Origin of the sequence: Yoonia sp. (assembly GCF_014859355.1) — a bacterium.
Taxonomy (GTDB): domain Bacteria; phylum Pseudomonadota; class Alphaproteobacteria; order Rhodobacterales; family Rhodobacteraceae; genus Yoonia.
Map to the genome: position 1 here is coordinate 51,576 of NZ_JACUUJ010000006.1, position 12,067 is coordinate 63,642.

Annotated in this window: 11 protein-coding genes and 1 riboswitch; of the genes, 3 read left to right on the top strand and 8 right to left on the bottom strand. The window is 59.6% G+C overall.

Annotated elements, in window-relative coordinates; translation table 11 throughout:
- Positions 1–10 precede the first annotated feature (10 nt).
- The gene (locus IBX59_RS04030; protein ID WP_296372659.1) at positions 11–1,351 is read left to right on the top strand and encodes a cytochrome b N-terminal domain-containing protein; all 1,341 of its coding nucleotides are present in this window, start codon (positions 11–13) and stop codon (positions 1,349–1,351) included.
- 16 nt (positions 1,352–1,367) lie between these two features.
- A complete protein-coding gene (locus IBX59_RS04035) occupies positions 1,368–2,225 on the top strand; it encodes a cytochrome c1 (protein WP_296372661.1) in 858 nt (285 codons plus the stop codon).
- Positions 2,226–2,286: 61 nt separating this feature from the next.
- Here IBX59_RS04035 and IBX59_RS04040 read toward each other — a convergent pair whose 3' ends face one another.
- From IBX59_RS04040 to thiB, 3 genes are read right to left on the bottom strand one after another with little or no spacing between them, the layout of a single operon-like run.
- Positions 2,287–2,991, bottom strand: coding sequence for an ATP-binding cassette domain-containing protein (locus tag IBX59_RS04040; RefSeq protein WP_296372663.1), 705 nt, complete (start codon positions 2,989–2,991; stop codon positions 2,287–2,289).
- A complete protein-coding gene (locus IBX59_RS04045; RefSeq protein ID WP_296372664.1) occupies positions 2,978–4,507 on the bottom strand; it encodes a thiamine/thiamine pyrophosphate ABC transporter permease ThiP in 1,530 nt (509 codons plus the stop codon). The genes IBX59_RS04040 and IBX59_RS04045 overlap by 14 nt, the downstream gene beginning before the upstream one ends.
- Positions 4,483–5,472 carry a thiamine ABC transporter substrate binding subunit gene (thiB, locus tag IBX59_RS04050; RefSeq protein ID WP_296372667.1) on the bottom strand — a complete coding sequence of 330 codons (990 nt, stop codon included), beginning with the start codon at positions 5,470–5,472 and terminating at the stop codon, positions 4,483–4,485. Before thiB ends, IBX59_RS04045 begins: the two co-directional genes overlap by 25 nt.
- 35 nt (positions 5,473–5,507) lie before the next feature.
- A riboswitch (TPP riboswitch) is annotated at positions 5,508–5,607 on the bottom strand.
- 90 nt (positions 5,608–5,697) lie between these two features.
- On the opposite strand from thiB, the gene aroC reads away from it, so the two are divergent.
- Positions 5,698–6,801 (top strand): chorismate synthase, encoded by a 1,104-nt coding sequence (aroC, locus tag IBX59_RS04055; RefSeq protein WP_296372669.1) that lies wholly within the window; start codon positions 5,698–5,700, stop codon positions 6,799–6,801.
- Between the two features lie 20 nt (positions 6,802–6,821).
- Here aroC and IBX59_RS04060 read toward each other — a convergent pair whose 3' ends face one another.
- From IBX59_RS04060 to IBX59_RS04080, 5 genes are all read right to left on the bottom strand, one after another.
- Entirely contained in the window at positions 6,822–7,688 is an 867-nt protein-coding gene (locus IBX59_RS04060; protein ID WP_296372671.1) for a DMT family transporter, read from the bottom strand.
- A gap of 134 nt (positions 7,689–7,822) precedes the next feature.
- The gene (locus IBX59_RS04065) at positions 7,823–8,113 is read right to left on the bottom strand and encodes an HU family DNA-binding protein (protein WP_296372673.1); all 291 of its coding nucleotides are present in this window, start codon (positions 8,111–8,113) and stop codon (positions 7,823–7,825) included.
- Positions 8,114–8,246: 133 nt separating this feature from the next.
- Positions 8,247–9,728 carry an AMP nucleosidase gene (locus tag IBX59_RS04070; RefSeq protein WP_296372675.1) on the bottom strand — a complete coding sequence of 494 codons (1,482 nt, stop codon included), beginning with the start codon at positions 9,726–9,728 and terminating at the stop codon, positions 8,247–8,249.
- Positions 9,725–11,518, bottom strand: coding sequence for an adenine deaminase (ade, locus tag IBX59_RS04075; protein ID WP_296372677.1), 1,794 nt, complete (start codon positions 11,516–11,518; stop codon positions 9,725–9,727). The genes IBX59_RS04070 and ade overlap by 4 nt, the downstream gene beginning before the upstream one ends.
- Before the next feature lie 39 nt (positions 11,519–11,557).
- Complete coding sequence (locus IBX59_RS04080) at positions 11,558–12,037, bottom strand: TspO/MBR family protein (RefSeq protein ID WP_296372679.1); 480 nt, start codon at positions 12,035–12,037, stop codon at positions 11,558–11,560.
- Between the last annotated feature and the right edge of the window lie 30 nt (positions 12,038–12,067).

Sequence of the window (12,067 nt, forward strand, 5' to 3'; positions counted from 1 at the left end):
AGAAAGCGCCATGGCTGGTATCCCCCACGACCATTACGAACCAAAGTCCGGCAGCGAAAAGTGGTTGCATTCACGTCTGCCTATCGTCGGGCTGATCTATGACACCTTGATGCTGCCCACACCCAAGAACCTGAACTGGATGTGGATCTGGGGCATTGTCCTGACATTTACGCTGGTCTTGCAGATCGCCACCGGCATCGTGCTGGTGATGCATTACGTGCCACATGTGGATATGGCCTTTACTTCGGTCGAACACATCATGCGCAACGTGAACGGCGGCCATATGATCCGCTATTTCCACATGAACGGGGCCTCACTGTTCTTTGTCGCTGTTTACCTGCACATGTTCCGGTCGCTGTACTACGGGTCATACAAGGCCCCGCGCGAAGTGACGTGGATCATCGGCATGCTGATGTATCTGCTGATGATGGGCACAGCGTTCATGGGGTACGTGCTGCCATGGGGGCAAATGTCGTTCCACGGTACCGCCGTAATCACCGGCCTGTTTGGCGCCATCCCCTTTGTTGGCGATTCGGTGCAAACATGGTTGCTAGGAGCGTCCGCCGTGGGCCAACCCGCGCTGAACCGCTTTTTCTCGTTGCACTATCTACTGCCCTTTGTTCTGCTGGGCCTGACGATCGTGCATATCTGGGCTTTCCACACGACTGGCAACAACAACCCCACCGGGGTTGAGGTCCGCCGCACATCGAAAGAAGACGCACAGAAAGACACCCTGCCTTTCTGGCCCTACTTCGTGATCAAGGATCTGTTTGCTCTGGCTGTCATCATGGCTGTTTTCATGGCGATTGTCGGGTTCATGCCAAACTATCTGGGCCATCCAGACAACTACATCCCTGCAAACGCGCTGGCGACACCGTCGCACATCGTGCCAGAATGGTATTTCCTGCCCTTCTACGCGATCTTGCGGGCGTTTACCGCTGATGTCTGGATCGTGCAGATCGTGCAATTCCTCAGCTTTGGCATCATCGACGCAAAATTCTTTGGCGTGCTGGCGATGTTTGGCGCCATCGTTGTGATGGCGTTGGCGCCCTGGCTGGACACATCTTCAGTGCGGTCGGGCCGGTATCGTCCGATGTTCAAATGGTGGTTTGCGTTGCTGGCCGTTGATTTTATGGTGCTGATGTGGGTTGGCGCGCGGCCTGCCCAATTCCCCTACGACTGGATTTCGCTGATCGCTTCGACTTACTGGTTCGCGTATTTCCTGGTCATTCTGCCGCTGCTGGGTGTGCTGGAAAAACCACAAACGCCACCAGCCACCATCGAGGAAGATTTCAACGCGCACTACGCGCCGAAAGATGGCGGTTCTGCTGTCGTCAACCCGGCCGAGTGAGAAAGGACAAAACATCATGTTCCGCAAACTCACCCTGACCGCCGCCGCGGCACTTGCACTGTCAACGGTGCAAGCCCCGGCTGCGGAAATTGAAACCGTCATCACAGACTTTGCGTTCCCTTTCGAGGGGCCGTTCGGCAGCTATGACCAGTTGCAATTGCAGCGCGGTCTGCAAGTCTACACCGAGGTTTGTTCAGCTTGTCACGGGCTTGACCTGGTCGCATTCCGCACGCTTGCCGACCAAGGCGGCCCCGGCCTGCCCGAGGACCAGATGCGTGCTTACGCCGAATTCTACGAAGTCTTCGATCCAGAGCTGTTCGACGGTGAAGGCGACTTCCGGCCCGCAACCCCGGCAGACCATTTCCCCGGCTCATCGCTTTCCAACGCGCCAGATCTGTCGTTGATGGCCAAGGCGCGCGCCGGTTTCCACGGGCCTGCGGGCACCGGTCTGGCACAATTGGTCAAAGGTATGGGTGGTGCGGAATACATCGCCTCGCTTCTGAGCGGCTACGTCGATGAACCAGAGTGTGCGCTGGATGGTGAACCGATGGACGGTTATTATAACGTCGCCTTTGCTGCTGGCGGTTTCCCCGAAAGCTGCATTGATGAACACGGGCATCACATGGTCCCCGGCAGCTATATCGCCATGGCCCCACCACTCTATGGAGATGACGTGGAATTTGCGGACGGTGCTGCGACCGATCTGGTATCCGTTTCAAAAGACGTGTCCGCATTCCTGATGTGGACAGCCGAACCAAAGCTGGTTGCCCGCAAACAAGCCGGCCTGACAGGTGTGCTGTTCCTGACGGTTTTATCTGTTCTTCTATATCTGACGAACAAGCGCCTTTGGGCACCGCACAAGAAAAAGCACTGACACAACGCAACGCACCTTGATTGACCCGCCTCTCTGGCGGGTCTTTTGCGTTTCGGGGGTGTTATGCCGGTCCTTGCCCCAGGTAATCAATCAATACGGCAGGCGGATTGGCAAACAACGCAGATGTCTCGACCGGCGCCGCAGCACGCCCATCCGCTACCAGAACAACATCATCCGCGACATGCCGGGCATCCGCCGGATCATGCGTCACCATAATGACAAGCCGGTCAGGCCCGGCCAACTTGCCCCGCACGAGGTCCAGCATTTCCATCTTGAGCCCCGGTCCAAGCGCCGAAAACGGCTCATCGAGCAAAACCACCGGTTTGTCTGCCAGCAGCACCCGCGCCAGCGCAGCGCGGCTTTGCTGCCCACCAGACAGCGCACCGGGTTTACGTCCACCCAAACCGGCCAGCCCCACATCTACCAGCGCGGCATTCACGCGCGCGGCGTCCTGCGCAGACAGCCGCAACCGCGGGCGCAGCGCCAGCCCAACGTTTTGCGCCACGCTAAGATGCGGAAACAGGTTGTTATCCTGAAATAAGATGCTGCTGGGGCGATCGCCGGGGGGTAAATCAGTCAGATCACGCCCGTTCCACATGATACGGCCTTTGGCCGGAGGAAAGAATCCCGCAATTGCGGCCAATAGTGTTGATTTACCCGCACCAGAGGGGCCAATCAGGGCAGTCATCCGCCCTTTTGCCAAGGCCAGATCGGCCCGCAATGCAAAATCGTCTTGCTGCAACAGCAGTTTTTCACAGGTCAGCATCGCGGCGCGCTCCTTTGTCGCAGATCCAGAAAATGACAAATGTCAGCGTCACCAGCACCAAGGCGGCAGCTGCAGCAGTTTCCATACGAAACGCGCCCATCAGCCGGAACATCGCCAGCGGCAGTGTTTCCTGCGATTGCCCCGCAAACAGCGCGATGACCCCCAGATCACCCATGGACAGCGCCGCCGCAATCCCCGTCCCAAAGCCCAGCGGGCGCCGGACCCGCGGCAGAACGACAATGCGCACCCATGCCCAGCCACGCAGGCCAAGTGCTGCACCCAAGCGCCCAAAATCGGCCTGCACATCCGCCACAGCCGGGGCGATAGCCCGCAACACAAAAGGCAGAGCCAACGTCGCATTCACCAACGCCGTTACGACCAGCGCAAGGCGTGCAGGGTTGATGAAGGGATAAACCAGCAAAAACGCTCCCGTTCCCACAACCAGCCCCGAGGCAGCCAGCGGTAAAACCCCCACGACTGCGATGACAGGCCCCCCCCACAGCGCCAGCGCCAGCGCCAAGACGGAACACAACGCCGCAGAAACAACCGCCACCGCGATCGACCGCGCCGCGGCGTGCCAGATGCTTGGCGGTAGATCAGCCAGCCCCGGCAACCCCTTCAGCACAATCATGCTTAGCGGCAGAACAAGAAACAACGCCGCCAACGTGATGGCCAGCGCATCTACTACGGCAGAGGCTCTATCCCAACGCTGCACGCTGCGGTCCAGCCCGGCACCCATCGCAGCAGGGCCCGTGACGCGCCACGCGACCACAGCCGCCACGGCGCACAGCCCGAATTGCACACAGGCCAGCAGCGCCGCGCGTCCCAGATCGAAATCAAATCGCAACGCCTGATAGATGGCCAGTTCAACAGTTGTAGCCCTTGGCCCGCCGCCCAGCGTCAGCGCCACGGCAAAACTGGTCAGGCAGATCAGGAAAATAACAAGGAACACGCCAGGCACGACTGCGCGCAGCATCGGCCACTCCAGCAAGCGGCCCACAGGGGCATTCAACGTGGCGGCAAGGCGGAACCGTTCCGCCGGGATCGACAGCCACCCCTGTAAGATCAGGCGGGTCGCCAAGGGCAGATTGAAAAATACATGCGCCAGAACGACACCATGAAAGCCATAGATCGACACGGGCGGTATGCCCAAAAGGCCAAGAACGTCATTGATCAGCCCGCTACGCCCGAACACCGCCAACAGCCCAAAGATGGCCACGATCACTGGCAAAAGGAACGGCGCGCCCAGCAACGTGATCAGCACCTTGCGCCCGAAAAACCGCCGCCGCGCCAGTGCCCGCGCCACCGGAATCGCAAAAATCACGCTTAGTCCGGCAGACACAAACGCCTGTGTCACGGTAAACCGGATCGCGGACCAATCGGCAGGCGACAGCCCGCCACCCCACTCGGCCCGCCAGCCGACAGCGGCCAGCGTGCCAAGCGTCAGCACCAGCACCAGCGCCCCGGACAGGGCGCCGGGCCAGCGCGGCGTTAGCGCGACAGGGCGTTGCGCCATTCTTCAACGGCGACGGCGCGCGCATCGGCTGCGCCACGTGGATCAAACAGCAATGCCTCTTGTGGCGTCACCAGCGTTTCAAACCCGGCGGGCAAGCCGCCTGCGGGAACGACAGCAGGATACATCCAGTTTGTCGTCGGTATCACGCTTTGAAAGGCATCCGACACCATGAAGGCCAGAAACTGTTCGACCAATTCCGGCTGGTCGGTGCTGGCAACCTTACCCGCGACCTCGATTTGCAAATAATGGCCCTCATCGAAGGACCACGCGACTTTGCTGGCGTCATCCTCGGCAATCAGGTGATAGGCGGGCGATGTGGTGTATGACAGCACCGCGTCCGCCTCTCCATCCAGAAACAATCCATAGGCCTCGGACCAGCCGGGGGTAACAGTGACAATGTTATCTGCCAGATCGGTCCAAAGTGCGGCAGCGTCATCACCATACGCGGCCTTGACCCACATCAGCAGGCCCAGACCGGGCGTGGATGAACGGGGGTCCTGGATCACGATGGAAATATCGCTATCGGCCAGCGCACGCAGGGAGGCGGGCGCAGGTTCACCGGCATTGCCGACAAAGGCAAAGTAACCCCAGTCAAACGGCAGGAAATCCGGGTCGGTCCACGCCAGCGGCAGGTCAAGATCCGCCGAGACCCCATGCGGCGCGAACAAGCCAGTGGCGCGGGCGGCCTCTGTCAGGTTGGTATCCAATCCCAGCACGATATCGGCGTCGGTGCTTGGCCCTTCCAGTTGCAGACGCGCTAAAAGGGCAGCCCCGTCGCCTGCGCCGATGAATTGCAAATCACAGCCGCAAATTTCTTCAAATGCGGCCTCAATCGCGGGGCCGGGCCCCCATTCGCTGGTGAAACTGTCATAGGTCAGAATTTGCAGCACCGGGGTCTGCGCCATAGCACCAGAGGCACAAAGGGCAAATCCCGCGACAACTGGCAGATAGATCGGTTTTTTCATCGTATCCTCCAAATGCGACGGGCGGATTGGGGATAGCGCGATTGCGATACCTTCCCTCCGCCGGTCTTAACCGGTTCAGGTTCAACGGGTCTGCGTGACGCATCTCAGCCAGTGAAGGCCCCCCGAGGTGGGGCAAGTGTTAGGGTTTCTTGGGGTTGATGACAAGGGAAACCTCTTGAGCATGCAAGGCCTGCCCGCTAGACCCATCAGGCAAAGGGGAACGCCATGTCATTCAACAGCTTTGGTCATCTTTTCCGCGTCACCACATGGGGCGAAAGCCATGGGCCTGCCTTGGGTGCCACCGTTGATGGTTGCCCGCCCCGGGTGCCTCTGGAACCGGCGATGATCCAGCAATGGCTGAACAAACGCCGCCCCGGTCTGAACAAGAACACCACCCAGCGGCAGGAACCTGACGCGGTTGAAATCCTGTCAGGCGTGTTTGACGGGCAAACCACCGGCACGCCGATCCAGTTGATGATCCGTAATACCGACCAGCGGTCAAAGGATTACGGCGATATCGCCAATACCTTCCGGCCCGGTCACGCCGATATCACTTATCACCAAAAATACGGGATCCGCGATTATCGCGGGGGGGGTCGGTCGTCGGCGCGCGAAACCGCGTCGCGCGTGGCCGCGGGCGGTGTCGCCCGCGAAGCGATCAGGGCTATCGCCCCGGGCGTGCAGATCAAGGGCTACATGACCCGGATGGGCACCAAACCGATTGACCGGTCGCGGATGGACTGGGACCAGATCGACCAGAACGATTTCTTCTGCCCCGATGCACAGGCCGCAGGCGAATGGGAAGATTATCTGCAATGGCTGCGCAAGGATGATCACAATTCTGTCGGCGCGATCATCGAGGTCGTCGCGCGCGGTGTGCCAGCGGGCATCGGCGCACCCATTTATGCAAAGTTAGACACTGATCTGGCCGCTGCAATGATGTCGATCAACGCCGTGAAGGGTGTGGAAATCGGCGAAGGCTTGGCCGCCGCCGCCCTGACAGGCCGCGACAACGCAGATGAAATTTTCATGGGGCCAAACGGGCCGGAATACAGTTCCAACCACGCGGGCGGTATCCTTGGCGGGATCAGCACAGGGCAGGATATTATCGTGCGGTTTGCCGTCAAACCCACGTCATCCATCCTGAGCCCGCGCAAATCCATCCGCATGGACGGGACCGCAACCGAGGTGATCACCAAGGGCCGTCATGACCCCTGCGTCGGCATCCGTGCCGTGCCCGTGGGCGAGGCGATGATGGCTTGTGTGATCCTTGACCATCTGCTGCTAGATCGCGGGCAAACGGGCGGTGCGCGCGGGGTTATCGGGTAAGATGGGTGATATCACCCATCCTACGTCTGTTTCGACAGTTGCACCGCTAGAATACCGCCAGCGATGATCACGACGCCGATGATATCCAACACGCCAATCGCCTCGCCCAATATCACTGCGGCGATTGCGACCCCCAGAAACGGGTTGAGGAAATGAAAGGTGGATGCCTTGACCGTCCCGATCCGCCCGACCAGCAGGAACCAGACCAGCGTGGCCGCCAGCCCCGGCACAAGCGTGGTATAGATAAAGGCCACGACCAGCTGCCAGTTCCATATGATGTTATCCAGCGTTTCGAACAGCAGCGCAGGCACCAATAGGATTGCGCTGCCCACCAGCATTTGCAGCCCCACAATCATCAGCACATTGCCGTTCCATGCGGCACGCCCCACAGCCAGCGTTGCCGCCGTCAGCGACAAAACCCCGAGCAGCACCAGCACGAATCCGAATGGGTCCACCCCGCCCTGCAACCGCGCGCCCATGATCAGTACAACCCCGAAAACCCCGGCAACCAACCCGCCAACCCCCAAAGGCCGGACTTTTGTGCCAAAGATCAGCCAGCCCGATAGCGCCACCAGCAGCGGCATGGTCGAGGCGATGATCGCGGCGAATGACGCCTCGACAGTTTGCATGGCGACGAAATTCAGGCCCAGATACAGCGCGTTCTGGCAGACACCGAACACCACAACCGCCAACCACTGCGCCCGTGTCAGCCGCGCCGACTGGCCCAGCGCCCATGCGATTGCGACGCCCAGCAAGCCCGAGATAAGGAACCGCAGCGCCAAGGCGCTCAGCGGTGGCGCATATTCGACGATGACCCGCGCAGAAGTGAACGCCGAGGACCACATCGCCGCAAAGGCGACACCCATCAAAACCGCGCGAATATCCATGCTGCCCCCTGCTGTTCGGGGCGACATTTTCTGAAATCATTGGCAGAGGCAAGCGATGAACTGACAAAGCAAAAGGGCCGCCCGATCAGGCGACCCTTTGCAAATTCCGCATCTGGCCAAAATGGCCGGACCGGTTAGCCGTTTACGCTATCTTTCAGCGCCTTTGCGATCGTCATTTTGACAACCTTGTCAGCGTCTTTCTTGATTTGCTCGCCGGTGGCGGGGTTGCGGACCATCCGCTCTGGCCGTTCGCGGCAATAGATCTTGCCAACACCGGGCAGGGTCACGGCACCGCCGCCTGCGACTTCTTTGGTGATGATGTCGGTCACGGCATCCAGTGCTGCGCCTGCAGCTTTCTTGTCCAGACCTGTTTCGTCAGAAAGTGCAGCAACAAGCTGCGCTTTGGTCATTGGTTTTGTCGCCATTTTTATGGTCTCCCTCGTTCGCCCAATTTATAGGGCCTTTGCCCATCTGTTTAACGGTATGTTGTGGGACACCACAACGATTAGTAGCGTTTTACAAGGGAAAATTACATCATTTCCGGTGTTTTTCGTCACTTCACAGGAAAGCTGTCTCTTCAAAGCTACGCAATTTGCGGCTATGGATACGTTCCAGCGGCATTTCGCGCAAGCGTTCCATCGCCCTGATGCCGATCATCAGATGCGCTGCCACCTGTGTTTTATAGAAATCTGACGCCATACCGGGCAGTTTCAATTCACCATGCAGCGGCTTGTCAGACACGCAAAGCAGCGTGCCATAGGGCACACGGAACCGGAAACCGTTGGCGGCAATCGTGGCACTTTCCATATCCAGCGCAATGGCCCGCGACTGCGACAGCCGCTGCACGGGGCCTGCCTGTTCGCGCAGTTCCCAGTTGCGGTTGTCGATCGTGGCGACCGTGCCGGTGCGCATGATCCGTTTCAGCTCATACCCTTCCAGCTCGGTCACATCAGCCACGGCGGTTTGCAGCGCGATCTGAATTTCCGCCAGCGCCGGGATCGGCACCCAGATCGGCAGGTCGTCATCCAGCACGTGATCTTCGCGCAGGTAAGCATGCGCCAACACGAAATCGCCCAACCGCTGCGAATTGCGCAGACCCGCGCAATGGCCCACCATCAGCCAGGCATGCGGGCGCAGCACGGCAATATGGTCGGTTGCGGTTTTCGCGTTCGACGGACCAACACCGATATTCACCAGCGTGATCCCGCTGCCGTTAGCGCGTTTCAGATGATAAGTCGGCATTTGCGGCAGTTTCGCCGGCAGCGGCAGGGGGGCGTCGGCCTGTGTAATTTCCACATTGCCGGTGCTGACAAAACTTGTGTAGCCGCTGTCGGGGTCAGCCAACACGTGACGGGCGTAACTTTCAAATTCCTCGACATAGAACTGATAGTTGGTAAACAGCACATGGTTCTGGAAATGTTCGGCCGCCGTGGCGGTGTAATGCGCCAAACGGGCCAGCGAATAATCAATGCGCTGCGCGGTAAACGGGGCCAACGGGCGCGCGCCGTCAGGGTAGGTAAAGCCTTCACCATTGACGATGGCGTCATGTGTCGTGCTCAGGTCCGGCACGTCAAAGGCGTCGCGCAGGTTGAAATCCATCGACCCTTCTTGCGGGACGGTTACCGACGGCACATTCGCCACCGCGAAATGCACCGGCATCACCGTATCAGAGGCGCCGATAATCACCGGCACCCCGTGGCTGGCAATCAGCAGGCCGATCTGCTGTTCCAGATAGGATGCAAACAGATCGGGCCGGGTCACTGTGGTGGCATACACACCGGGCTCGGCCACGTGACCGAACGACAGGCGGCTGTCGGTCTTGGCATAGCTGGTCGTGGTCAGGCGGATTTCAGGATAAAAAGCGCGCACACGGGCATCTGGCTGGCCATCCGTCAGTGCCGTCATAAAGTTTTCCGTCAGGAACGTCACTGCCGCCTGATACAACTCTTGCAAGCGCGCCACCGCCAGGACCGGATCGTTGAACGTCTCTGGAGCGGGAATGTCAGGGGTTCTGATGCCCGCGTGTGGTGCCATGTTCATGTGTTTACCTCAAATAACTCGGTCAGTTCAAATTTATCCACATCCACCAACCCCAGATCAGAAATGCGCAACGATGGGATGACAACAAGCGCAAGTAACGAATGTTGCATATAGGCGTTGTTGAGCGTGCACCCGCAGTCTGCCATTGCTTGCACCATGCGGTCGGCAGCTGCCGCGACATCTGCCGCCGGGCTGTCGGACATCAGGCCAGCGATGGGCAGTTCCACCAACGCCAGTTCCTGCCCGTCTTTCCAGACAGTCACGCCGCCCCCCACATCCGCCAGCCGGTTGGCGGCAGCGGCCATATTTGCGCGGTCGGTCCCGACGACGATCATGTGGTGGCTATCATGCGCCACGGTCGATGCCATCGCCATTTTGCCGGTATAGCCAAAGCCAGAGACAAAGCCGTTAACGACCTTGCCCGTGCCCCGATGCCGTTCGACCAGCGCGATCTGATAGGTATCGCCCTGCCCCTTCACACAGCCATCCACCACAGGCAGTTCCGCCGTCAGAGCCCTTGTCGGCGCCTGATTTTCAACGACCCCAATCACCTTGGCGGTCACGCTGTTGGCCCCTTCGGGCGCGTGAATTTCAAAATGTGCGTCGCTCAGCGGTTGCATCCGCACCGTGGCGCGCGCATCAGCGGGCCATGCGTAATGCGGGCAATCCACCGTAATCTTGCCGTCCTGCGCCACAGTCTGCCCGCGCGCGATGACATGTTCAATTGGCAGTGTCGTCAGGTCAGACGTCAGGATCATATCCGCCCGCCGCCCTGGCGCGATCGACCCAAGTTCGCGTTCCAACCCGAAATGTGTAGCCGTGTTGATCGTCGCCATTTGCAGCGCGACCAGCGGATCGCAACCGCAAGCAATCGCATGGCGCACGACGCGGTTCATGTGGCCGTCGTTCACGAGCGTGCCGGAATGGCAATCATCGGTGCACAGGATGAAATTGCGCGGATCAAGGCCCATTTCCGTGACCGCGGTGATCTGGCTTTCCACATCATACCACGCGCTACCCAGCCGCATCATCGACTTCATGCCGTTGCGCACACGCGCCAGGGCATCCGCCTGTGCTGTGCCTTCGTGATCATCAGCCGCACCACCAGCGACATAGGCGGAAAACGCGATGCCCTTGTCGGGTGACGCATAATGCCCGCCCACGGTCTTGCCCGCGTTCATCGTCGCCGCCATTTCCGCCAGCATTTGCGGATCACCGTTGATCACACCGGGAAAGTTCATCATTTCGCCCAGCCCGATAATGCCGGGCCATGCCATCGCCTGCGCCACGTCGTCGGCTGTAATCTCGAACCCTGTCGTCTCCAGACCCGGCGCAGAGGGCGCGCAGGACGGCATCTGCGTGTAGATGTTGATCGGCTGCATCAGCGCCTCGTCATGCATCATCCGCACGCCGCGCAGGCCAAGGACATTGGCAATTTCATGCGGGTCGGTAAACATGGTTGTCGTGCCATGCGGGATCACGGCGGCGGCAAATTCCGCAGGCGTCAGCATGCCGCTTTCGATATGCATGTGTCCGTCGCACAGACCGGGGATCAGGTAACGGCCCTGTGCGTCAATCACTTGCGTCCCGGGGCCAATACAATGCGCTGCATCCGGGCCGACATAGGCAAAACGGCCATCGACCACGGCGACCTGCCAATCAAGAATTTCACGGGTGTGAACATTGACCAGCCGCGCGCCCTGAACGACCAGATTGGCGGTGTCACGGCCTGCCGCAACGGCAACCAGACGGGGGGCAGATTCTGCCCAAGTTTTGATATGCGTATCCATCCCCAAAATTGTCACCCTTTGCGACAGGGTTCAAGGGGGTCAGATGTTGGGAATGTCCAGCGGCTTTTGATCCGGGTTCAGGCTGTAGACGGAATAGTTCAGCGCGCCCGCGATCGTCACCCACGCAAGATAAGGAACAAAGGCCAGACCTGCCCAGAAATCCAGCTGAAAATGCATCACTGTGGCACCAAGCACTGACAGCCATAGACCCGCCATAACAACAAGCGACGCCCGAAAGTTGCGCAAGCCAAAGAACACAGGCGTCCACAGTGCGTTGAACGCGATCTGCGCGGCCCAGAACGCCATTGCGTATTGGTTCCCGCCGATCCCGGCTGCACGTGCACCCGCGAATGCGATCAGCAGATAGATGCTGGTCCACATGATGGGAAACATCCAGTTCGGCGGTACCCACGACGGCTTCTTCAGGTTTTCATACCACGCCCCCGTTGGAAACAGCGCGCCCGTCGCCCCCGCACCGACAGTTGCGGCCAAAAACAAGAAGAACAGCAAGAAATCCATGATGGGGCCCTTTCAAGGTGACCCCCTACA